13 protein-coding genes and 1 pseudogene are annotated in these 22,732 nt (G+C 68.8%); 12 read left to right on the top strand and 2 right to left on the bottom strand.

Annotation, left to right across the window (positions count from 1 at the left end):
* Window positions 1–4 precede the first annotated feature (4 nt).
* Together XcodCFBP4690_RS01555 and XcodCFBP4690_RS01550 are read right to left on the bottom strand one after the other, a co-directional pair.
* The gene (locus XcodCFBP4690_RS01555) at window positions 5–2,173 is read right to left on the bottom strand and encodes a TonB-dependent receptor (protein WP_104539319.1); all 2,169 of its coding nucleotides are present in this window, start codon (window positions 2,171–2,173) and stop codon (window positions 5–7) included.
* 29 nt (window positions 2,174–2,202) lie between these two features.
* Window positions 2,203–3,363 (bottom strand): phosphotransferase enzyme family protein, encoded by a 1,161-nt coding sequence (locus tag XcodCFBP4690_RS01550; RefSeq protein WP_104539318.1) that lies wholly within the window; start codon window positions 3,361–3,363, stop codon window positions 2,203–2,205.
* A gap of 376 nt (window positions 3,364–3,739) precedes the next feature.
* Between XcodCFBP4690_RS01550 and XcodCFBP4690_RS01545 the strand changes: the two genes are divergently transcribed.
* The 12 genes and pseudogenes from XcodCFBP4690_RS01545 to XcodCFBP4690_RS01490 all read left to right on the top strand — a co-directional run bounded on the left by XcodCFBP4690_RS01545 (window position 3,740) and on the right by XcodCFBP4690_RS01490 (window position 22,635).
* Window positions 3,740–4,579, top strand: a complete 840-nt coding sequence (locus tag XcodCFBP4690_RS01545; protein WP_104539476.1) for a glycosyltransferase family 2 protein — start codon at window positions 3,740–3,742, stop codon at window positions 4,577–4,579.
* A 254-nt stretch (window positions 4,580–4,833) separates the two neighbouring features.
* A complete protein-coding gene (locus XcodCFBP4690_RS01540; RefSeq protein ID WP_104539317.1) occupies window positions 4,834–5,736 on the top strand; it encodes a hypothetical protein in 903 nt (300 codons plus the stop codon).
* A gap of 12 nt (window positions 5,737–5,748) precedes the next feature.
* Complete coding sequence (locus XcodCFBP4690_RS01535; protein WP_104539316.1) at window positions 5,749–7,656, top strand: glycosyltransferase family 2 protein; 1,908 nt, start codon at window positions 5,749–5,751, stop codon at window positions 7,654–7,656.
* Window positions 7,657–7,705: 49 nt separating this feature from the next.
* Window positions 7,706–8,785, top strand: a pseudogene (locus XcodCFBP4690_RS01530) (hypothetical protein); the annotation flags it as partial.
* A 197-nt stretch (window positions 8,786–8,982) separates the two neighbouring features.
* Window positions 8,983–9,951 (top strand): glycoside hydrolase family 113, encoded by a 969-nt coding sequence (locus XcodCFBP4690_RS01525; RefSeq protein ID WP_167394422.1) that lies wholly within the window; start codon window positions 8,983–8,985, stop codon window positions 9,949–9,951.
* 109 nt (window positions 9,952–10,060) lie between these two features.
* Complete coding sequence (pncB, locus tag XcodCFBP4690_RS01520) at window positions 10,061–11,242, top strand: nicotinate phosphoribosyltransferase (RefSeq protein WP_104539313.1); 1,182 nt, start codon at window positions 10,061–10,063, stop codon at window positions 11,240–11,242.
* A gap of 190 nt (window positions 11,243–11,432) precedes the next feature.
* Window positions 11,433–11,888 (top strand): cellulose biosynthesis protein BcsD, encoded by a 456-nt coding sequence (bcsD, locus tag XcodCFBP4690_RS01515; protein ID WP_104539312.1) that lies wholly within the window; start codon window positions 11,433–11,435, stop codon window positions 11,886–11,888.
* 28 nt (window positions 11,889–11,916) lie between these two features.
* The gene (locus XcodCFBP4690_RS01510) at window positions 11,917–12,381 is read left to right on the top strand and encodes a hypothetical protein (RefSeq protein WP_104539311.1); all 465 of its coding nucleotides are present in this window, start codon (window positions 11,917–11,919) and stop codon (window positions 12,379–12,381) included.
* A gap of 90 nt (window positions 12,382–12,471) precedes the next feature.
* Window positions 12,472–14,616 carry a UDP-forming cellulose synthase catalytic subunit gene (gene bcsA, locus XcodCFBP4690_RS01505; protein WP_104539310.1) on the top strand — a complete coding sequence of 715 codons (2,145 nt, stop codon included), beginning with the start codon at window positions 12,472–12,474 and terminating at the stop codon, window positions 14,614–14,616.
* 44 nt (window positions 14,617–14,660) lie between these two features.
* Window positions 14,661–16,961 carry a cellulose biosynthesis cyclic di-GMP-binding regulatory protein BcsB gene (gene bcsB / locus XcodCFBP4690_RS01500; protein ID WP_104539309.1) on the top strand — a complete coding sequence of 767 codons (2,301 nt, stop codon included), beginning with the start codon at window positions 14,661–14,663 and terminating at the stop codon, window positions 16,959–16,961.
* On the top strand, window positions 16,958–18,139 hold the full coding sequence (gene bcsZ / locus XcodCFBP4690_RS01495) for a cellulose synthase complex periplasmic endoglucanase BcsZ (RefSeq protein ID WP_104539308.1): 1,182 nt from the start codon (window positions 16,958–16,960) through the stop codon (window positions 18,137–18,139). The genes bcsB and bcsZ overlap by 4 nt, the downstream gene beginning before the upstream one ends.
* Window positions 18,121–22,635 (top strand): cellulose biosynthesis protein BcsC, encoded by a 4,515-nt coding sequence (locus XcodCFBP4690_RS01490; protein WP_104539307.1) that lies wholly within the window; start codon window positions 18,121–18,123, stop codon window positions 22,633–22,635. The genes bcsZ and XcodCFBP4690_RS01490 overlap by 19 nt, the downstream gene beginning before the upstream one ends.
* Window positions 22,636–22,732: the final 97 nt, after the last annotated feature.

Below are 22,732 nucleotides of genomic sequence, written 5' to 3'. Positions count from 1 at the left end.
GAGCTCAAAAATCCACCTGCACCGTCAGGCGCGCGGTACGTGGCGCGCCCGGGAACAGGTAGGCATCGCCCTGGTATTCGCCCGAATCGCGCCAGTAGCGCTTGTCGAACAGGTTGTCCACGTTCAACCGCCAGGTGGTCGCCAGCCCGCCGACGGTGGTGGCATAGCGGGCACCCAGATTGGCCACGGTATAGGCCGGCACGCTGGCGTTGCCGAGCCGGTCGGCGAACTTGCGCCCGCTGTACTGCACGCCCGCCAGCACCGCCAGACCATCGATGCCGGGCACGCTGTAGTCGGCCTGCAGACTGGCACGCAGCTTGGGCACGTTGATGGCCTGGTGGCCTTCGTAGTCGGGAATGCCGGTGTCTTCGGCGCGCGCGCGGATGGACGCGACGCTGGCGAACAGGCGCAGCTGCTCGGTCGCCGCGCCATCGGTCGACAATTCCAGCCCACGGTTGCGCAGGCGTCCCTGCTGCACGAACAGCAGGCCACCGTCGGTCTGGGGCTGGGTGAACTGATACGCCTGGCGGATATCGAACAGCGCCGCGCCCAGGCGCAGGCCCTCCAGGTCAAGCTTGGCGCCGGTTTCCAGCTGGTAGGCGTTGGTCGGTGGCAGGATTTCATCGGCGTTGTCGGCAAACCAGGGCGCGGTGCCACCGGCGGCCAGGCTCTTGGCGTAGCTGGCGTACAGCGATACGTGTTGCTGCGGTTTGAACAACAGCGCCGCCTGCGGCAAGACCGCGTCCTTGCGCGTGCGCCGTTCCAGCAGGCCGTCGCGATCGAAGGCGCGCTCGTCCAGCCGTACGGCGCGCGCGCCCAGCGACAGTTCCCACGCGGCGCCCAGGCCGATGCGGTCGGCCAGCACCAGCGCGCGCTGGCGGCTATCCAGGCGGCGTTGCCTGGGGTCCAGGGCGACATCGGTCTGCGCAAAGACGTCCGGGTCGCGATCGATGCGGCCGCTGCCGACGAATTCGTTGATCGAGCCAAAGCGGTCGATGGTGCGGCGCAGCCAGTCGCCGCCGATGCTCAGGCGATGTTCCAGCGCGCCGGTGACCACGCGGCCCTCCAGCGTGGCGCGCAGCTGGTCGTGCACGCGGGTGTCGTCGGGACTGCGGTAGTCGTAGATGTCGTACTCGCCCTGCGCGCTGAAGAAGTTGGGCGTGGCGATGTTGGCGCAACTGGCAGCGCCATAGCAGCCCCAGGCGAACGCGGAGAAATCGTTGATCGTCGAGCGGCTGCGCGACGCTTCGGCGGTGGCGCGCCAGTCGTCGTTGAACTGGTAGGCATAGCGTAGTTGCGCGTTGAGCGTGTCCATTTCCACCGGGCGTGCCCACGGCTGGTAGCCGAGCAGGCGGCGCACGTCGATGTCGCGGGGCACCTGCGTGCCGCCCAGCAATTGATAGCCGGGCACCGAGCGCTGCTGACGATGCTGGTATTCCACGTCCAGCTGCAGCAGCGAGTGCGTGGCGATCTTCCAGTCGCCGGCCAGCGACAGGAAATTGCGGTAGCCATCGGCGTGATCGACATAGCTGTCGATGTCTTCGCGCGCGGCATTCACGCGCAGGCCCAGCGTGCGCTCGGCACCGAACCAGTCGCCCAGGTCGGTGGCGATGTAGCGCGAGCCTTGCTCGTCGGTGCCCAGGGTCACGCTGCGCACGTGCTCTGGGCGCTTGGTGCGGTAGTCGATCAGCCCGGCCGGTTCGTTGACGCCCGATTGCAGCCCGGCCAGGCCCTTGAGCAGTTGCACCTGCTGCTTGTTTTCCAGCGCGATCGATTGTTCGCCCACCGCGCTCAGCCCGTTGATGCGGTAGCTGTTGGCGGCATTGAGCGAATAGCCGCGCACCACGAAGTTTTCGTAATAGCCGATCGGCGCATACGCATCGCCGGCCGAGGCATCGGCACGCAGCACCTCGCTGAGCACGCGCGCCTGCCGATCGAGCAGTTGCGCGCGCTCGATCACGGCGATCGAGGCGGGCGCATCGAGCAGGCCGGTGGCGCCGAAACCGCCCAGCGCGGTGGCGGTGTCGCTGCGTTGGCCACGCACATTCACCGCGTCCAGTTCCACCGCGTCGGCGTCGGGGCGTTGCTGTGCCAGCGCCGGGGTGGCCAGGTACAGCGCCAATGCAAGCGTGAGCGGGCAGCGGGAGAGCAGGGTGGGGCGCAATGCAGGCATGCGAAAGACTCGAGAGGAGAAGAAGGCGCTCATGGCGCGCGGTGCGCACGCGCGTGCAGATGCGCGAGCAGGTCCTGGCCATCGGCGCTGGCGAACCAGTCCGCATGGCCGAGCAGGTACCGGTGATAGGCGATGTCCACGTTGTCGGCGGAGCGGGTGATGCCGGCGAAGTAGTCGATCTCGCTCAACGCAAAATCCGCATGCACGATCGGCAACAGCGCTGCCAGGCAACGCAGCTGCGCACCCGTCAACGGGCGGTGCAGGGCGTACCCGTCCAGCAAGGCATCGAGCTGGGCGAGCTCGGGCCGCGCGCGCGCGCCGGCATCCAGCTGCAGCCAGGGCACCAGGTTGCGTTCGATGGCGGTGGCCAGATCGAACAGCGCGCTGCTGCAGTCGCTGAGGCCGAAATCGAAGATCGCGCTGACCGCGGCGTGGCCGTCGGCGTCGGTGGTCCACAGCAGGTTGGAGGCATGCCAGTCGCCGTGCGTCCACAGCGGCGGCATCGCACCCGGCGCAGACAGCAGCGGCCAGGCCTTGGCATGCCAGGGCAGCAGATGGGTGGCCAGGTCGCGTTGCCAGGCAAAGCGCTGCAGGGCCGCTGCCAGGTGCGGCCGCGTCGGCAGCGTGCGCTGCAGCGCCAGCAGTGGCTCGGCCTGCGCGAACAGCTGCAGGTTGGCGACCAGCACGCTGGTGGAACGTGGTGGCGCATCGAAGCCCTGCGCCGCGCGGTGCAGCTGTGCCAGCGCCACGCCCGCCGCCTGCGCATGGGCGCAGGCGGCGAATGGCGTCCACGACAAGGCGTCGCGGTACAGGTCCTGGCCGGCACCGACGCGTTGCACCTCATAGACCCATTGCTCCTGCGCCAGCGCAGTCTGGCCGCCGGCCGCATGCAACACCTCCACCACCGGTGCGCCGGCCCAGCGCAGATGCGCCATGAAGCTGTGTTCCTCACGCAAGGCCGCGACACTGCGCACGCTGCAGTGGTGGCGCTTGACGATCACCGGCCCGGCGGGGGTCTGTACGCAGGCCGCCGCGGAGAACGGACGTGCGCTATGCCAGCGCACTACCTCGCCACCGCCGATGCCGGCGAACCGCTGCAGCACGCGCTGGATTTCGTCCACGGTCAGGGCTGGCCAGTCCGGCAGTGCCAGCTCCAGGCTCATGCCGTGGACCTGATGGGTGGCACTCATCGGGCACCCCCGGGCGCGTACGCGCTGGCTGCACGAGCGGCAGGTGGTATAGACCAGCCTGGTGGAAGTGCATGTGCGGGACCGGTATGCAGGCCGGCGCTAGGAAGGACGGCGCTGCCGGGCCGTCGTTGCCGCGCTGGCCGCATTAGGCCGCCGCGAGGCAGAAGGTGAAAAGGCAGCGGCAAACCGTGCGGTTGCTGGCTGTCATCACTTGGATCGAGTAGAGGGGCGCCGCGAACGGCACCGACGCGGGCCGCTGGGCGGCCGTCGGGCGCGCAGTATGCCCGCTGCCGGTGCCGGCCGCCATGCCGGTGTGCTGTGGGCGCTGCGCGCGATGCCATGGCGCGGCAACGCCTGGTCACCGGATAATGCGCGCATGACCCCTATCCAGATCGCCGCTGTCGTCGTCACCTACCAGAGCAGCAGCACCATCGATGCCTGCCTGTCGCGGCTGCGTGCGGCCGAGGGCATCAGCGAAATCCGCGTTGTCGACAACGCCTCCAGCGACGACACCCTGGACGTGGTGCAGCGGCATGCCCTGGCCGATGCGCGCGTGCATTTCATCGCCAACCCGGACAATCCCGGCTTTGCCACGGCCTGCAACCAGGGCGCGCGCGACTCGCACGCCCCTTGGCTGGTCTTCATCAACCCGGACCTGATGGTCGAGACCGACACGCTGGTGCAACTGTGCGCGCGTGCCGCCGGGCATGCCGCCGTGCTGCTGGGGGTGGAGCAGGTGGACGAACAGGGCCGGCCGGATGCGGCCGTGCGTCGGCGCGACCCCGACTTCGCGGCGATGCTGCGCGCGCCGCGTGCCGCCGCCCAACTGGCGGTGCCGGCCGACCCGTCCACGGCATTGCAACGGGTGGATGCCATCTCCGGCGCATTGATGCTGATGCAGCGCAGCCTGTTCGACCGGCTGGAGGGCTGGGATGGCCGCTACCGGCTGCATGCCGAGGACCTGGACCTGTGCCGGCGCGCGCGCCAGGCCGGTGCGCTGGTTGCGGTGGCCAACGATCTGCAGGTGGTGCATGTGCGCGGCGTCTCCAGCCGTGCGCGGCCATTCTTCGTGGAGTGGCACAAGCATCGCGGCCTGTGGCGCTATTTCCGCAAGTTCGAGGCAGGCCAGCGCGGCCTGCCGACCCGGGTGGGCGTGTGGCTGGCGATCTGGACCCACGCCGTTGTCCAGGTGCCGAGATTGTTGCGCGCGAAATGAATTTTTGGCGCGTTAAATTGGTGATAAGTTCGTGATGGGGAAGCGTTCGCAACTGTGATACGTTGCGCGACGAAGTGTGATCTAGCCCGTGCTTCCTGTCCCTAACGGGTCCCCCATCAGGAATCGTACAAATGTCTCCAAGGAACGACCCGCGCTCGCGGGTACGTCAGTCGTGTCCTGCCCGTCTGCAGTCCCGTCCGGTTGTCCCGGCAGCCGGTCTGTCGCGTCCATCTGGCCGGCTGTCACTGGCCACGATGTCGGCCCTGGTCGTAGGCTGTGCGCTGTCGGGCGCCGCCACGGCCGGTGCCTGGACCCAGCCGCAAGGCGACACCCTGGTGATCGTCAAGGCGTTGCATAGCGATGGCCGCGGATGGTTCGACGACAGCCACCACCGCACCACCTTTGGCGATGGCCAGCAATTCGATGGCAACGGGCGCAGTCGCCAGGACCAGCTCAATGTGTATGTCGAGCATGGGCTGACCGAGCGGCTCAGCTTCATCGGCAATTTCTATTTCAGCGATGTGGGTTTCAGCAGCCACGATGCCGTCAATGGGCGGCAGAAGACCTCGACGACCGGCTTTGCCGATCAGGAGCTCGGTCTGCGCTATGCATTGCCCAGCGGGCAGAACGATGTCTGGCGCAGTTCGGTGCAGGCGCTGGTGAGCATTCCTGCCTATGGCCGCAGCAAGACCTACCATCCGGACAATCCCGACGCCAATTCCGACCCTGCGCTTGGACTGGGCGACTATGGGCTGGAGCTGCGCTACAGCCGCGGCCGTGGCTACACGCTGAGTGGTCGCAATGGCTATGTCGACCTGGGCGGCGCAGTGCGCCTGCGCGGCAGTGCGGCGTCAGACGAAGTGCGGGTGGATGCGTCCACGGGCTTGAGCCTGACCCCAAGCTGGTTGCTGCTGGGCGAACTCAACGTGATCCAGGGCCTGGGCAATGGTCGCGGCAACGTCGATGTGGCCGGCACGGCCGGCGGCGTCGGCTTCGTCGCCACCGGCACCAACTACGACCTCACCAAGCTGCAGCTGTCCACGCTTTACACCGCACCGGGCGGCAGCCAGTGGCAGCTGGGCTACCAGCAGCCGGTGATGGGCCGCAATACCGGCGCCGCAGGCGGGCCCTTCGTGGCCGCCTGGTGGCGGTTCTGAGGAGGCCACGCCATGACGGTCACCTGCGACATGGATGCGCTGGGACGGGCGCCGGACATCGGCCGCGAACGCGGGCTGCTGGGTCGTGCGCTGGTGTCGGCAGGCGTCATCACCGATGAGCAACTGCGTGCGGCGCTGGCGCTGCAGCAACGCTGGAATTCGCGCCTGGGCGATGTGATCCTGGCCCAGCGCGGCGTGCCGGCGCAGCGCTTCTACGCCATCGTGGCGGCGCACTTCGGGCTGGAGTTCATCGATCTGGTGCAGCAGCCGCCGGATCCGGCGCTGCTGGTCGCGGCCGATCTGGACAGCTACGCGCAACGCCTGCTGCTGCCGTGGCGGCGCGAGGACGGTGTGCTGGTGCTGGCGGTGGCCGACCCGGACCCGGCGCTGTTCGCCTGGGCGCGCGCGCACTACGGCGAGGAGGTGCGCTTTGTCGGCACCGCCAAGTTCGACATCATCTGGAGTCTGCAACGCCATGCCGACGAGCAGCTCACCGACAACGCGCTGAACCTGCTCGCCGCGCATGCGCCGACCTACTCGGCGCGCCAGGTGGTCACGCACCGGCAGAAGATCGCGTTGTGGGCGCTGGCCGCGCTGCTGGTGGTGACGCTGGCGGCGTTTCCGGTGCCGACGCTGATTGCCGTCAACGTGCTGGTGGCGCTGGGCTTTCTGGCCACCTTCGGCCTGAAGCTGTTGCTGGTGTGGTTCGGCTCGCGCCACCGCATCGACATCAAGGTCACCGAGGACGAAGTCGCCGCGCTGCGCGACGACGAGCTGCCGGTCTATACCGTGCTGGTGCCGATGTACAAGGAACCGGAGGTGTTGCCGATCCTGGCCAACGCGCTGCGCAAGCTGGATTACCCGATCAGCAAGCTCGACGTGAAGCTGGTGCTGGAAGCCGACGACGTCGAGACCATCGAGGCGGCCAAGAAACTCGGCCTGGAAGCCTTTTTCGAAATCATCCGGGTGCCGCCGTCGCAGCCCAAGACCAAGCCCAAGGCCTGCAACTACGCGCTGCATTTTGCGCGTGGCCAGCTGCTCACCATCTACGACGCCGAAGACAAGCCCGAGCCGGACCAGCTCAAGCGCGTGGTGGCCGCGTTCCGCAAGGCCGAAAAGGATGTGGCATGCATCCAGGCACGGCTGAACTACTACAACGCCGACGAAAACTGGCTGACGCGGATGTTCACGCTGGAGTACACGCTCTGGTTCGACTTCTACCTGCCGGCACTGGAATACCTGCGCATCCCGATTCCGCTGGGCGGTACCTCCAATCACTTCCGGTTGGATGTGCTGCGGCAGGTGCGCGCATGGGACCCGTACAACGTCACCGAGGACGCCGACCTTGGCGTGCGGCTGATCCAGAACGGCTACCGCGTCAACGTGGTGAACTCCACCACCTTCGAAGAGGCCAACGTCAGCATTCCCAACTGGATCCGGCAGCGCTCGCGCTGGCTCAAGGGCTACATGCAGACCTGGCTGGTGCACATGCGCGACCCGCTGCACCTGTATCGCAGCACCGGGTTCAAGGGCTTCTGGGGCTTCCAGTTCTTCATCGGCGGCAATTTCTTCATCGCGCTGGGCGTGCCGCTGATGTGGACGTTGTGCCTGATCAGCGTGGTCAGCGGCGCGCGCTTCTTCGAGGCGATCTTTCCACCATGGCTGGCTGCGGTGTCGCTGGTCAATCTGCTGCTGGCCAATGCGTTCTTCATCTACATCACGCTGGTGGCCGCGTTCAAACGCGACTACTTCAAGTTGGCGCCGTATGCGCTGACGGTGCCGTTCTACTGGGTGCTGCAATCGATCGCCGGCTACAAGGGGCTCTGGCAGCTGATCCACAATCCGTTCTACTGGGAGAAGACCACGCATGGCATCAGCAAGCATTCGGAAGACGAGCGCCGCGCCGCACTCGAAGAGTGAGCCGGCTGCCGCGCGTCGCGACAGCGGCCTGCCGGCGTTCCTGGTGGCGGTGGTGGCGCTGTCGCTGCTGAGCCAGCCGTTGCTGGTGCAGTCGCTGGGCGGGGCCGCACCGGTGGCCGCCCCTGGCGTGGGCGTGCCGGCCAGCGGGCTGCTGGCGTGGGCGGTGGAGCTGGCGCTGCATCGCTGGGAGCTGCCGTTCCAGGTCTGGCCGTTTTTGGCGGTGGCGGCCAATGCCCTGTTCCTGTCGCTGCTGTGGCGCGACCTGGCCGGCGTGTTCGGGCGTGGCTGGGCCAGCGGCCTGACCCTGCTGGTGGGCTGCAACCGGCTGTTCCTGCTGCCGATCGCTGCCGGTGGCAGCCAGGCGGTGGGCTTGCTGGCGTTCTATGGTCTGTGCCGCACGCTGCGCCGCCTGCAGGCACCGGTGGAAGCGTTCACCTATCTGCGCATCGCTGGCTGGCTGTGCATCCTGCTGTGCCTGGACCTGCAGACGCTGGCGCTGTCGACGATGGTGGCGCCGTGGCTGCTGCTGGTGATGCCGCCGCAACTGCTGCGCAAGGCGCCGGGGTCGTTCTACCTGGTGTGCTACCTGCCAGTCGTGTTCCTGGTCGGCATGTGGGCCTACGTCAATCTGACCGTGTTCAACGCGCCGTGGCCGACGCTGTCGAGCATTGCGCAGGGCGCCCATCCGCTGCCGTTGCCGCTGGCCGCGCAGGCGCAGGACTGGTTGCCGGCAGTGCGTTGGGGCGTGGCCGCGCTGGCCTGCTTCCCGGTGCTGGCGCTGCTGGTGCGTGCGCGCAGCGCGGCGCTGGCCCGCGGCGTGGTTGCCAGTGCCGGCACCGTGATCTGCGCGGCGGCGCTGTCGTTCGCCTTCGGCTGGGCCGGGTTCGATGTGCTGGTGCTGCTATGGGTGCCGGCCGCGTTGCTGCTGCGCGCCCTGCAGCCGGACCAGCGCAGCCAGGCTGCGGGCTTGCTGCTGCTTGGCCTGCTGGGTGCCGCCTGGGTGCAACCGCAAGGCTGGGGGAGCTGGCTGCGCGCGATGCCGGCCGACGAACAGGCGCTGCTGCAGGGTGAGGCGGTGGTGATGACGGCGCCGGCCTCGCTGCCGTTGGGGCGCGCGGTTGCGCAGCCGGTGAATGCGCCGGTGGTGTCGCAGGGCGCAACGCAGATGCCGTCCGTGCTCGATGCATCGACGCTGGCCAGCGCGCCCGACGCGGCCGCAGGCCCGACCACCGGCAGCAGGGCACCGTCGGACACGACGCAGGCGACCCTGGGCGTGACCCACTGCGTGCAGGGCACGGCAGCGTCGACCAGCGAGGCAGCGGCCGCATGTTCAAGCGCGTTCTGACCTTCGTCGCGGTGCTGGGCGTGTGCCTGCTGGCCAATGGCTGCAATGCGGCCGCGCCGATGTGGATGGGTGCCAACGTCAAGGTCTCGGCCAACGCGCCCTGGGAAAGCCCCGCCGCGGCGCAGTCGCTGCAATCCCTGGCCGCCACCGGTGCCAGCAAGGCCTTGCTGGTGGCGTTCGTGTGGCAGGCCACGCCGCAATCCAGCGACCCGGTGCTGGGCAGCGACAGCAGCCTGGAGGCGATGCGGGCGGCACTGCGACAGAGCCATCGCGCCGGCCTGAATCCGACGCTCAAGGTGCATGTCTGGATCCCCGGCCACTGGGCTGGCGAAGTGGCGCCCGGCGACCAGGCGGCCTGGTTCGCCGCGTACCGGAAGGCGCTGTTGCCGCTGGCACGGCTAGCCGAGGACGAACACGCCGAGGCGCTGGTGATCGGCACCGAGCTGCGCAAGCTGCAGGACGCGCCGCAGTGGCCCGGGCTGGTGGCGGCAGTACGCGAGGTCTATCGCGGCAAGCTGTTGTACGTGGCCGACGGCATGGAGTACGCGGAACGCTTTCGTTACTGGTCGCTGTTCGATGCGGTGGGCACCAGCCTGTATCCGCGCCTGTCCGAGGCAGCCAAGGCGCGCACCCAGGAAATGAACGCCGCCGCGCAGCGGCTGCAGCAGCTGGGGCAGCGCGTGGGCAAGCCGGTGTGGGTGGCCGAGCTGGGCCTGCGCTCGGCGCGCGGCAGCCTGGCCGCGCCATGGGAAAGCCCGGAGCAGCGCACCGCGACGGTGGATACCCGTCTGCAGCGGCAGGTGCTGCAGCAATGGCGCACGGTCTTGCAGGCGCACGGCATGGACGGCATCGCGCTGTGGTGCTGGTACACCGACCCCACCGCCGGTGGCCCGGGCGACAGCGACTTCACCGTGCAGGGCAAGCCGGCGCAGCAGGTGCTGGCGCGCTGAGACGCTGAACGCGCAGTCGTGCCAGGCGACGGGCCAGCGTGGCGCAGCCAGCGGTCCGGTCATGCCCACTTGCACGCGCGCGCTGCCGCTGCGGGCATAATCCGACGGCATGATCATCCATTCGCTGCTCGACACCGACCTGTACAAATTCACCATGATGCAGGCGGTGCTGCACCAGCACCCGGCCGCCCAGGTCGAGTACCGCTTCAAGTGCCGTACGCCCGGCGTGGACCTGGCGCAGTTCATCGATGAGATCTCGCGCGAGATCGACGCGCTGTGCCGGTTGCGCCTGCGCGAGGACGAGGTGGACTACCTGCGCAGCCTGCGCTTCATCAAGCCGGACTTCGCCGACTTCCTGGCGCTGTTCCACCTGGACCGCAAATACCTGCAACTGGCGGCGTCCAGCACCCACCCGGGCGAGATCGAACTGACCATTCGCGGGCCCTGGCTGCACACCATCCTGTTCGAGGTGCCGTTGCTGGCCATCGTCAACGAGGTGTGGTTCCGCAACACTTCCGAGCCGGATTTCGAAGAGGGGCGCAGCCGCTTGCGCGCCAAGGTGAGCAGCCTGCGCGGCATGCCGGCCGGCTGCAAGATCGCCGATTACGGCACCCGGCGGCGCTATTCGCGGCATTGGCACGGCGAGCTGCTGCCGTTGCTGCGCGACGGGCTGGGCGAGCAGTTCGTGGGCACCAGCAATGTGTATTTCGCCAAGCATTACGGCCTGACCCCGCTGGGCACGATGGCGCACGAATACCTGCAGGCGTTCCAGGCGCTGGGGCCGCGGCTGCGCGATTCGCAGGTGGCCGCGCTGGAGTCGTGGGCGCGCGAGTACCGCGGCGACCTGGGCATCGCGCTATCGGATGTGGTGGGGCTGGACGCGTTCCTGCGCGACTTCGACCTGTACTTCTGCAAGCTGTTCGACGGCATGCGCCACGATTCCGGCGACCCGTTCGAGTGGGGCGAGCGGGTGATTGCGCACCTGCAAGCCCATCGCATCGATCCCAGGACCAAGGTGCTGGTGTTCAGCGATGGCCTCAATATCGACAAGGTGATGCGGCTGTACCAGCACTTCCACACCCGCTGCCGGCTGGCGTTCGGGGTGGGCACCAGCCTGACCAACGACCTGGGGCCGACGCCGCTGCAGATCGTGATCAAGATGGTCCGCTGCAACGGCCAGCCGGTGGCCAAGCTGAGCGATTCGCCCGGCAAGAGCATGTGCGAGGACGCCGGCTACCTGCGCTATCTGCGCGACGTGTTCGGCCTGCCGCCGATGCCGGAAGGCGCCTGACCGGTAGCGGCAACCACTGACGCAGGCCGGCAGTAACTGCCGAAAAGGACCGGCGGCTGTCAGGGAATGCCCGGAAAAGTGAGATGCATCTCTCAATTGCCAGTTGGCAAACGTTAACATTGGCATCACGCTTGCATCACTTTTGGCGCATGCGTCGTATGTGACGTCCCTCCCTCGCGAAGCCTGTCGAATGTCCGCACTCGATCCACTGTCGCTCTATCGCACCCGCAGTTGCTCGCGCCAGTGGCTGGGCTTCGTGCGGGCGATGGCCGAGGAATTCGGTGCCGAGTTGCCCGAGCACGATCTGGCCACCCTGATGGCGCGTATCGGCCGCCGTTTCGCGCGCGAGCACCGGCTTGCGCCCTGCACCACGCTGGATGAGGTGCAACAGGCCGCCAATGCGATCTGGGACGGCTGCGACTGGGGCCAGTGCACCATGGACGAACATGCCGACCATGTGCAGATCCGCCATGGCGGCGCGCCGTTGGGCGTGGCCCTGGACGGCGCGGCGTGGAGCGATGGGTTCTTGCAAGGCGTGTATGAAGGGTGGTTCCAGCAATTGGGGATGCTGGCAGGCCTGGCGGTGCAGACCGTTCCGGGCGAGACCGTCGATCTGCGCCAGTTCGTGCTGGCGCGGACGGCATGAGCATGTGTGATCGGGCAAGGGGACAGTGATGGCATCGAAGGACACCAAGAATGCACCTGGGCATGACGATGTCTCGGGCCTGTTCGCGCGGTTGGGGACGCAGGCGAGCGAGGGCTACCACGACTTCGCCTACACCCAGCTGCCGCCACGCAAGCCGACCGATGCGCCTGCACCGGCCGAGGCGGTGACGCCCGTACCGGACGCGGTGATGCCGCCCCTGCCGACAGCGGCCCCGGCGCCGCACGCGCCAGCCGTGCAGGCGCCGGGTACCGCGCAGGCCGCAGCACCGGACGACGCGGTTCCCGAGCTGACGCCAGCCGATGCGCTGGCGCCGCTGCGCAAGCTGCGCCAGCTCGACGAGTCCGGCCCGCGCGGCCTGCCGACGCCCGAGCGGCCGGCGCATACGCCGCTGGAACGCCTGTTCCAGCGCCTGTTGCAGGCCGACGCGCGCACCTCGGCACAGAGCCCGCTCAAGCGGCTGCGCTCGCGTTGATTCCCGTAGCAGAGTGATCCCCGGCAAGCGCCCGCGCGCTTGTTCGTTTCCGTTTTGCCGCATGCCGCCACGCCTGAAAGGATTTGTCCGATGACCGCTGCCAGTGTCCGTTCCGCATCACCGCTGCCAAGGCTGGCGACCTGGGCGCTGTGGCTGCTGGGTGCGTTGCTGCTGGTGTTCGTGGTGGCCGTGCCGATGGACGTGAACCAGCAGCTGGTGTTCTCCGGCGTGCTGTTCGCCGTGGCGCTGGCGGTGCGCAACCGTGGCGGGCGGGTGGTCATCCTGATGATGATGGGCATGTCGCTGGCGGTGTCGTGCCGCTACATCTGGTGGCGCATGACCCAGACCATGGGCGTGGGCAGCGCGGTGGATTTCATTCTCGGCCTGGGCCTGCTCGGCGCCGAGCTGTATGCGTTCGTGATCCTGGTGCTGGGCTATTTCCAGGTGCTGTGGCCGCTCAACCGCAAGCCGGTGCCGTTGCCGGCCGACCAGAGCCTGTGGCCAAGCGTGGATGTCTTCATTCCCACCTACAACGAGCCGCTGTCGGTGGTGCGCACCACCGTGCTGGCCGCCAGCGTGATCGACTGGCCGGCCGGCAAGATCACCATCCACCTGCTCGATGACGGCCGCCGCGACGAGTTCCGTGAGTTCTGCGCCGAAGTCGGCATCAATTACGTCACCCGTACCAACAACGCGCATGCCAAGGCCGGCAACATCAATGCGGCCTTGAAGAAGTGCAGCGGCGAGTACGTGGCGATCTTCGACTGCGACCACATCCCGACCCGCTCGTTCCTGCAGGTGGCGATGGGCTGGTTCCTGCGCGACACCAAGTTGGCGCTGGTGCAGATGCCGCACTATTTCTTCTCGCCGGATCCGTTCGAGCGCAACCTCGACACCCACGGCAAGGTGCCCAACGAGGGCGAGCTGTTCTACGGCCTGCTGCAGGATGGCAACGACCAGTGGAATGCCACGTTCTTCTGCGGCTCGTGCGCGGTGATCAAGCGCACCGCCTTGGAAGAAGTGGGCGGGGTGGCGGTGGAAACCGTCACCGAAGATGCGCACACCGCGCTCAAACTGCAGCGCCGCGGGTACCGCACCGCCTACCTGGCGGTGCCGCAGGCCGCAGGGCTGGCGACCGAAAGCCTGTCCGGCCATGTGGCACAGCGCATCCGCTGGGCACGCGGCATGGCGCAGATCGCGCGCATCGATAACCCCTTGCTCGGCCGCGGGCTCAAGCTCTCGCAGCGGCTGTGCTATCTCAACGCGATGCTGCACTTCTTCTACGGGCTGCCGCGCATCATCTACCTCACCGCGCCGCTGGCCTACCTGTTCTTCGGCGCGCATGTGATCCAGGCCTCGGCATTGATGATCCTGGCCTATGCGCTGCCGCACATCCTGCAGGCCAACCTGACCAACCTGCGCGTGCAGAGCCGGTTCCGCCATCTGCTGTGGAACGAGGTCTACGAGACCACGCTGGCCTGGTACATCTTCCGCCCGACGCTGGTGGCGCTGATCAACCCCAAGCTGGGCAAGTTCAACGTGACCCCGAAGGGCGGCCTGGTGGCGCGCAGCTATTTCGACGCGCAGATCGCAAAGCCCTATCTGTTCCTGCTGCTGCTCAACGTGGTGGGCGTGGTGGCCGGCGTGCTGCGGCTGATCTATGTCGGCGGCAGCGGCGAGCAGCAGACGATCTGGTTCAACCTGGCCTGGACGCTGTACAACATGGTGCTGCTGGGCGCCACGATCGCCACTGCCAGCGAAACCCGCCAGGTGCGCAGCGCACACCGCGTGCCGCTGGATATCCCGGTCAACCTGTACCTGCCCGACGGCAACGTGCTGCCCAGCCGCTCGTTGAATTTCTCCACCGGCGGCATGGCGATCAAGCTCGATCGGCCGCAGCCGATCGAACCCGGCCTGCCGGTCCAGATCGGGCTGAGCCATCGTGGCATCGAACAGACCCTGCCGGCGGTGGTGCGGCAGGATCGCGATGGCCAGGTCAGCATCCAGTTCACGCAGATGTCGATGGAGCAGGAACGCTGGCTGGTGGCATCCACCTTCGCGCGCGCCGATATCTGGCTCTCGCAATGGGGCCAGCACGACCGCGATTCGTTCTGGCGCTCGATGGGCCAGGTGCTGGAAGCCAGTGCACGCGGCTTCGGGCGGCTGGGCCGGCATATGGTGGACAGTGCGCGGCAGGGCTTTCGCCCCTCGCGCCCGGTGGATCTGGAGTCGTGAGCGTGATGCGTGCTGTGTCCCTTTCCCTTGCCAAGAAGCCATTGATGCGAATGTCCCCCGCCGTGTTGACCTGCGCGCTCACCCTCCTGGCTGGCCTGGCGCAGGCGCAGCAGCTCGCGCCGACCGCGCCCGCAGCCGATGCGCAGGCCGCCGCGGCGACCGTGCCCGAGGCGCCGCTGCCCCCCGGCAGCGCGCGTGCGGCCACGCTGCGCGATCTGGGCATCGATTACGAAATCACCTTGCGCGGCGTGCAGGGCAGTGCCGGCGTGCCCTTCAGTGTGCGCAGCGACGAGATCGTCACTGCCGCCACGCTCAATCTCAAGTACAGCTACTCGCCCTCCTTGCTGCCGGACCTGTCGCACCTCAAGGTCACCATCAACGGCGTCACCGTGGCCACCTTGCCCACCGACAAGGCCAATGCCGGCAAGCTGCTCTCGGCGGACCTGCCGATCGACCCGCGCCTGATCACCGACTACAACCAGCTCAACCTGCAGCTGATCGGCCACTACACGCGCGAGTGCGAAGACCCCGACCACAGCAGCCTGTGGGCGAACGTGGACGCGGCCACCAGCCTGTCGCTGACCACCACGCCGCTGGCGCTGGCCAACAACCTGGCGCTGCTGCCGGTGCCGTTCTTCGACGTCCGCGACACCCGGCGTCTGGAGTTGCCGTTCTACTTCCCGCAGCAGCCGGACATGGACACGTTGCAGGCGGCCGGCACGGTGGCCTCGTGGTTCGGCACCCTGGCCGGGTATCGCGGCGCGGTCTTCCCCGCGTCCACCGCGAGCCTGCCGGCCAGCGGCAACGCCGTGGTGTTCGCCACCCCGGCCACCTTGCCGGCGCAGTTCGCCACCGCTGACAGCGGCGTGGCCGATATCCGCGGCCCCACCGTGGCGGTGGTGGTCAACCCCACCGATCCCAACGGCAAGCTGCTGCTGGTGCTCGGCCGCAGCAGCGAGGAACTGCAGCGCGCCGCCGCCGCACTGGCGCTGCGTGCGCCGTTGACCGGCGCGGTGGCCCGGATCGGCGAGATGTCCGCGCCGGCGCCGCGCCAGCCCTACGACGCGCCCAAGTGGGTGTCCAGCGAACATCCGGTGCGCTTCGGCGACCTGGTCACCCAGCCCGGCGCGCTCAATGTCACCGGCTACCACCCGGACCTGATCCGGGTCGGCCTGCAGCTGCCGCCAGACCTGTTCGTGTGGGAGCGCGACGGCATTCCGGTGGCGCTGAAATACCGTTACACGGTGCCGGAGGTGGATAACAAGTCCGCGCTCAACGTCAGCATCAACGAGTCGTTCGTGACCACGCTGCCGCTGACCGGCCGCCCGTTCGCCGAGTCCACCCCGATGCGCTGGTGGAACAGCCTGGGTGCGCGCGGCAGCATGCCGGTGCACCAGGACCTGAAGTTGCCGGTGGGCGCGTTCTCGGCCAATAGCCAGCTGCGCTTCCACTTCTTCTTCGATCGCCCGCAGGGCGAAGAATGCAAGAACACCTTCCCGGACGTGTCCGGCGCCATCGATGCCGATTCCACCATCGACCTGAGCGGCTTCCATCACTACATGGCGATGCCGAACCTGGCCGCGTTCGCAAACGCCGGCTATCCGTTCACGCGGCTGGCCGATCTGTCCGAATCGACCATCGTGCTGCCCAACAACCCGGGCGATCAGGACCTGGGCAACGTGCTGACCCTGCTCGGGCGGTTCGGTGCGACCACCGGCTACCCGGCGCTGCATGCGCAGATCATCGGCGCCAGCGCGGTGCAGCAGCACGCCGATCGCGATCTGCTGCTGCTCGGCAGCGCCACCTCGCAGCCCTTGTTCAAGCAATGGCGCGCTCAGCTTCCCATTGGCCAGGACGGGCAGAGCCGGCGTATCGGCCTGACCGACTGGCTGTTCGACAAGCTGCCCGGCTTCCTGTCCTTCGATGCGCGCCGCACCGACCTGCCCACCACGGCCGAGATCGCGCTGCAGCCGCAGCCGGACGATGTGCTGTTGATGGGCTTCGAATCGCCGCTGACATCCGGCCGCAGCGTGGTCGCATTCCAGACCGAAGACCCGGCCAACATGAGCCGCCTGTTCGATGCCTGGTTCGACCCGGCCCTGCTCAAGGATTTCCAGGGCAGCGTGGTATTGCTGCAGCAGAAGAAGGTCACCAGCCTGGTCGGCAACCAGACCTACTACGTCGGCCACCTGCCGCTGCCGACCTGGTTGCGCTGGTACTTCTCGCACCATCCGGTGTGGCTGGCGTTCACCGTGGTCCTGCTGGCGCTGTTGCTGGCCCTGGCCGCCCGCGTGCTGCTGCGCCGGCATACTGCGCAGCGTCTCAACGAAGGACAGGGCACATGAGCGCACATCACACCGGCAGTGCCATGACCCGCCGCCGCCTGCTGCGCGCCGGCGCGCTGGCCGGCCTGGCGGCGGTCCTGCCGGCGGGCGCCAAGCCGGCGCCGACGCAGTGCGGCGGCTGGCCGTTGTGGAATGCATTCGTCTCCAGGCACATCCAGCCCGATGGCCGGGTGGTGGATTTTCTCAATGCCGACCAGCGCTCCACTTCCGAAGGCCAGTCGTACGCGCTGTTCTTCGCGCTGGTGGCCAACGACCAGGTGCTGTTCGACAAGGTGCTGGGCTGGACCCGGCACAACCTGTGCGGCGGCCGTCCGGACCTGAACCTGCCGGCCTGGCTGTGGGGCCGCGACGAGGGCGGCACCTGGCGGGTGCTCGACCCCAACACCGCCAGCGACGGCGAGTTGTGGATCGCCTACGCGCTGCTGGAAGCCGGCCGGCTGTGGAACCGCCCCGGCTATGTCAAGGCCGGCCAGCAGATCCTGCAGCTGATGCGCGCGCAGGAAGTGGCCACGCTGCCCGGGCTCGGGCCGATGCTGTTGCCCGGCCGCAACGGATTCGTCGAGAAGGGCCGCTGGACGCTCAACCCCAGCTACCTGCCGATCCAGGCTCTGCGTCGGTGTGCCAGTGCCGATCCCAAGGGCCCATGGGCCGCCATCGCCGCCAACAGCGCGCGCGTGCTGCGCGACAGTGCGCCGGTGGGATTCGCCCCGGACTGGACGGTATGGGACGGCACCAGCTTCAGCGCCGATCCCAAGCGCGGCAATGTCGGCAGCTACGACGCCATCCGCGTGTATCTGTGGGCCGGCATGCTCGATGCCGGCGAACCGCTGCGCGCCAGGCTGCTGCAGGACCTGTCCGGACCGGCCGACCTGCTGGCGGCAGGCACCGGTTTCGCCGAAAAGATCGATACCGCGCGCGGCGTGGGCACCGGCGCGGTGCCGGTGGGCTTTTCCGCCGCGCTGCTGCCGTACCTGAGCGCCCTGGGCCAGCCCGCCTTGCTCAAGGCGCAGGCGCAGCGCATTCCCGCCGCCGCCCAGCCCGCGGCCGCCGCCCTGCCGTACTACGAACGCACGCTGGCCCTGTTCGGACAGGGCTGGCTTGAGAACCGCTACCGCTTTGCCGCAGACGGGCGCCTGTTGCCCGCCTGGAGAACGCCTGCATGCTCCGCAAAAACCTGACCCCGCTCTACCTCGCCGGCATGATCGACCTGTGCCTGCTCGCCTCACCGGTGCATGCGCAGACCAGCGCCACCCAGCAACTGGTCGGGCAGGGCAATTACTGGCATGACCAGGGCCGCGACGATCTGGCCGCCGACACCTGGAAGAAGCTGCTCGGTATCGACCCGGACCAGCCGGATGCCTTGCTCGGCCTGGCCCAGATCGACCTGGCGCAGGGCCGCCAGTCCGAAGCGCGCAAGCGCCTGCAGCAGCTGGAGGCGGCCCACCCGCAATCGCCGCAGGCCCAGCGCCTGCGCGTGGCGATCGGCGCGCGCGGCAGCGCCGGCGCCGGCGAAGACCCCAACCTGCGCAACGCGCGCCGCGCCGCGGCCGCCGGGCGGTATGTGGAAGCCGCGCGCAACTACGAGGCCGTGTTCGCCGGCAAGGCACCGCCGCCGAACCTGGCGCTGGAGTACTACCAATCGCTGGCGGGCACGCCCACCGGCTGGGAGCGCGCGCGCGACGGTCTACGCAAGCTGCAGGCCGGCGAGCCGGGCAATCCGTCGCTGCAGCTGGCCCTGGCCCAGGTGCTGAGCTACCGCGAACCCACCCGCCGCGAAGGCATCGCGCAGCTGCGCACGTTGGCGCAGCGCGCCGACGTGGGCGGCCCGGCGCGCACCAGCTGGCGCCAGGCGTTGCTGTGGCTCAACGCCAGCAGCGCCGATGCGCCGCTGTACCAGGCGTTTCTGGCCGGCACCCCGAACGATGCCGAAGTCACCGCCAAGCTCGGCCAGCTGAGCAACCGCCGCAGCGCCGAGACCACGCCCGCCGATCCCAATGGCGTTGCGCTCGGCGAAGGTTTCCGTGCGCTCAACGCCGGCAACCTGAGCGTGGCCGAACAACGCTTCACCCAGGTGCTGCGCGCGCGCGCGCGCGACCCCGAGGCACTGGGTGGGCTGGGCTCGGTGCGCCTGCGCCAGCAACGTTTTTCCGAAGCGCAGGAGCTGCTGCGCCCGGCCGCGGCCAGCAATGGCAAATGGAAGCCCGCACTGGACAGCGCGCGTTATTGGCAGCAGCTGCAGCAGGCCGAGGCCGCACGTGCGCGCGGCGACCTGGCGCAGGCACGCCAGCTGGTGGAGCAGTCGGTGCAGCTGCTGCCCAACGAGCCGGCCGGCCACGTGGCGCTGGGCGGATTGCAGGCTGCCGGCGACCCGGTCGCCGCCGAGGCCAGCTACCGCAAGGCGCTGTCGCGCGATGCCGACAATGCCGGCGCCCTGCAGGGCCTGGTCGGGCTGTACAGCCGCCAGGGCCGCATGCAGGAAGCCACCGAGTTGTTCAACCGCCTGCCGGCCGCCGAACGCGCTAAGTCCGGTGGGCAGGCCTTGCTGCGTTCCAACGTGCAGCGTGCGCGTGCCCGCCAGTCGCTGGAGGCGGGCGATGCGGTCAGCGCACAGGCCGAGCTGGAAGCGGCCATGGTCGAGCGCCCGGGCGATGCCTGGATCCGCCTGGATCTGGCGCGCCTGTACCGGCAGGCCGGCCGCCCCGATCAGGCCCGCAGCGTCATGGACGGCCTGCTCGCCGTGCATGCCGACCAACCCGAAGCGCTGCAGGCCAATGCGCTGTTCGCCCAGGAAAGCGGCGACTGGCAGGGCGCCTACGACAGCCTGGACCGCATCCCGGTGGCTGCGCGCACGCCGGAGATGACCCAGCTGCGCACCACCGCCTGGATCGAACTGCAGGCACGCCAGGCGCGCGGGCTGGTGCAGCAGGGCCGGGTGGGCGAGGCCCAGCAGTTGCTGGCGCGGACCGAAACCGCGCTGGGCAACCAGCTCGACGACCCGCAATTGCTGGCCGCGCTGGCCGGTGCGCATGCCGACGCCGGCAACACCCAGCGCGCGCTGGTGCTGGCCCAGCGCCTGGTCACCGGCGCCAACCCGCGCACCGAAGACCGCCTGCAATATGCCGGCGTGCTGCTGCGTGCGCAGCAGGACGCCGAGCTGTCGGCGGTGCTGCGCCAGCTGCAATCCACCACCATGACGCCGGAACAATTGCGCCGCTATCAGGGCCTGCGCAGCGCCTACACGCTGCGGCAGGTGGATGCCTTGCGCGAGCTGGGAAATCTGGAAGGCGCCTATGACGCGCTGTCGCCGATCCTGGCGCAGCAACCGGACAACCGCGACGCTCAGGCCGCGCTGGCGCGGCTGTATGCCGCCGCCGGCGACCAGCCGCAGGCGCTGGCGCTGTACCAGCAGATCCTGCAGCGCCATCCCAACGATCTGGACACGCTCACCGCCGCCGCCAACAGCGCCGCCGCGCAGTCGGATCTGCGCAATGCCGAGAGCTATCTGCAACGCGCGCTGGTGCAGGCACCGGAGTCGCCGGAAGTGCTGGCCGCGGCCGGCCGCGTGTATCGCAGCGCCGGCAAGAACCGCAAGGCCGAGCAATATTTCCGCGCCTCGCTGGCTGCGCAACAGCGCCAGGCCGGCCAGCTCGACAACGGCCTGCCGGCCGCACGCGGCCCCGCTGCTGTGGCCTCGTCCGGTCGCCCGCTCAATCCGTTCTCCGGCATGACCGGCAGCATGCCGCGCTCGCCGGCGGTACTGTCCGAGCGCATGCAGGCCGGTGACGCGTACGGCGAGGGTACGGTCGCCGCGCCGCCGGCATTGGCACGCTTGGCCGCTGCCGCTCCCTCCGTCGACAACGGCACCGATGTGTTGCCGCAACCGGTCAGCGCCAGCGCTGCGCCGACCATGCTGCCAGCACCCGGCAGCCGCACGCGCGCGTCCTCGCGCGACGATGCGCCATTGGCCACGCGCACTGTCGCGCCGATCGGCGCGGATGCCGGCCCACGCCTGACCAGGCCGGCCGCCCAGGCGCTGCCGCCGGTCGGCAGCGGCAACAGCGTGCTCGACGAACTGCGCGCCGTGCAGTCGGAGAACAGCGACCACCTCGCCGGTGGCGCGTTGTACCGCTCGCGCGATGGCGAAGACGGCCTGGGCCGCCTGGACGACATCGAAATGCCGGTGCAGGCCGAGTTCGCGGTCGGCGAAGGCAAGCTCGGGCTGACGCTGACGCCCACCGTGGTGGATGCCGGTACCGTGACCTCCGATTACGCTACCGCCAGCCGCTTCGGCAGCGGCCCGCAGACGGCGGTCAACGACGCGCTCGCCGCCGACCGCAGCTCGATCGACACGCTGACCAACTCCTCGGTCTACCAACTGCTCGCCACCGAAGGCAACACCGCCGCCACGCGCGAACGCCTGCGTCGCTATGCCTTGAACACCGGCCTGTTCGGCGAGCTGTTGACCGAGAACAACAACAGCACGCCGGCCGCGCTGGCTGCACTGGCCAACGAACCGCTGCCGGCGTACTTGCTCAGCGTCAATGCGTCCAACACCCCGATCGCGCAGCTGGCGCGCGACATCCTCGGCAACACCGCCATCAGCGAGCAGCTGGCCGCCGGCGACGGCGCCGCGTTGCAGGCCCTGGCCAGCAGCGATGCCGCCGCGCAGCAGACGCCCACCACGCTGGCCGCCACGCTCAACAGCATGGCCGCCACCGGCAACGGTGCGCGCCGGCTCAGCCAGGACGACACCGGCGTCGGTGTCGGCGTGCGCTACCGCAACGGCGGGTTCAGCGCCGATGTGGGCAGCACGCCGATCGGATTCCAGGAACAGAACATCGTCGGCGGTGTCGGCTATCGCGGCGAACTCGGCGAGACTGTGAGCTGGTCGGCCGATGCCTCGCGGCGCGCGGTCACCGACAGCGTGCTGTCGTTCGCCGGCGCGCAGGACGGCCGCAGCGGGCGCGAATGGGGCGGTGTCACCAGCAGCGGCATCGCGCTGTCGGCCACGGCCGACAACGGCCTGCTCGGTGGCTACGCCAACCTGGCCGCGCATCGCCTGAGGGGCAACAACGTGGCCGACAACGACCACCGCCAGGCCGACCTGGGCTTCTACGTGCATGCGCTGGAAACCCGCAACCAGTCGCTGACCGCCGGCGTCAACCTGACCGCCATGCAGTACGACAAGAACCTCAGTGGCTTCACCTACGGGCACGGTGGTTACTTCAGCCCGCAGGAGTATGTGGACCTCGGCTTCCCGGTGCACTGGAGCGGCCGCAGCGCAGGACAGACCGTCAACTGGAAGGTCGACGCCAGCATCGGCGTGCAGCATTTCAAGACCGACCCGACAGCGTACTTCCCCACCGACCCGACCCTGCAGCAGGCCGCCTACGATGCGGCGTCGCTGGCCGCATTGCTCGGCCTGGTCGACCGCTACACCGATCCGGTGTACGCCGGCCAGAGCCGCACCGGGGTGTCCTACAACCTCAGCGGCGCGGCCGAATGGCAGGTGGCGCCGCAGCTGTTCCTGGGCGGGCGCATGACCTTCAACAACGCGCGCGACTACAACCAGTTCAGCAGCAATCTCTATCTGCGGTTCGTGATGGACCGCCTCGGCGCCGCGCTTGGGCGTGCGCCGCAGGTGCTGACCTCGCCGTACGCCGCCGATCGTTGAGGCAGTGACGGCACGGCCGGTGGGCTCCACCCCGCCGGCCGTCGCCGCTGCATGCGAGCCAGAGCGATCGAGGCCTGCGGCCTGTGCCGGCGATGCA

The organism is Xanthomonas codiaei (genome assembly GCF_002939785.1).
Taxonomy (GTDB): domain Bacteria; phylum Pseudomonadota; class Gammaproteobacteria; order Xanthomonadales; family Xanthomonadaceae; genus Xanthomonas; species Xanthomonas codiaei.
Note: the sequence above shows the minus strand (reverse complement) of the source record. Positions and strands in the feature narration are given on the sequence as shown.

What these genes read in the sequence shown, in the direction of transcription:
- XcodCFBP4690_RS01545 (WP_104539476.1), top strand. Translation starts at nt 3,740, where the DNA reads ATGACCCCTATCCAGATCGCCGCTGTCGTCGTCACCTACCAGAGCAGC.
- pncB (WP_104539313.1), top strand. Translation starts at nt 10,061, where the DNA reads ATGATCATCCATTCGCTGCTCGACACCGACCTGTACAAATTCACCATG.
- XcodCFBP4690_RS01490 (WP_104539307.1), top strand. Translation starts at nt 18,121, where the DNA reads ATGCTCCGCAAAAACCTGACCCCGCTCTACCTCGCCGGCATGATCGAC.
- XcodCFBP4690_RS01555 (WP_104539319.1), bottom strand. Translation starts at nt 2,173, where the DNA reads ATGCCTGCATTGCGCCCCACCCTGCTCTCCCGCTGCCCGCTCACGCTT.
- XcodCFBP4690_RS01540 (WP_104539317.1), top strand. Translation starts at nt 4,834, where the DNA reads ATGTCGGCCCTGGTCGTAGGCTGTGCGCTGTCGGGCGCCGCCACGGCC.
- XcodCFBP4690_RS01535 (WP_104539316.1), top strand. Translation starts at nt 5,749, where the DNA reads ATGACGGTCACCTGCGACATGGATGCGCTGGGACGGGCGCCGGACATC.
- XcodCFBP4690_RS01550 (WP_104539318.1), bottom strand. Translation starts at nt 3,363, where the DNA reads ATGAGTGCCACCCATCAGGTCCACGGCATGAGCCTGGAGCTGGCACTG.
- bcsA (WP_104539310.1), top strand. Translation starts at nt 12,472, where the DNA reads ATGACCGCTGCCAGTGTCCGTTCCGCATCACCGCTGCCAAGGCTGGCG.
- XcodCFBP4690_RS01525 (WP_167394422.1), top strand. Translation starts at nt 8,983, where the DNA reads ATGTTCAAGCGCGTTCTGACCTTCGTCGCGGTGCTGGGCGTGTGCCTG.
- bcsD (WP_104539312.1), top strand. Translation starts at nt 11,433, where the DNA reads ATGTCCGCACTCGATCCACTGTCGCTCTATCGCACCCGCAGTTGCTCG.
- bcsZ (WP_104539308.1), top strand. Translation starts at nt 16,958, where the DNA reads ATGAGCGCACATCACACCGGCAGTGCCATGACCCGCCGCCGCCTGCTG.
- bcsB (WP_104539309.1), top strand. Translation starts at nt 14,661, where the DNA reads ATGCGAATGTCCCCCGCCGTGTTGACCTGCGCGCTCACCCTCCTGGCT.
- XcodCFBP4690_RS01510 (WP_104539311.1), top strand. Translation starts at nt 11,917, where the DNA reads ATGGCATCGAAGGACACCAAGAATGCACCTGGGCATGACGATGTCTCG.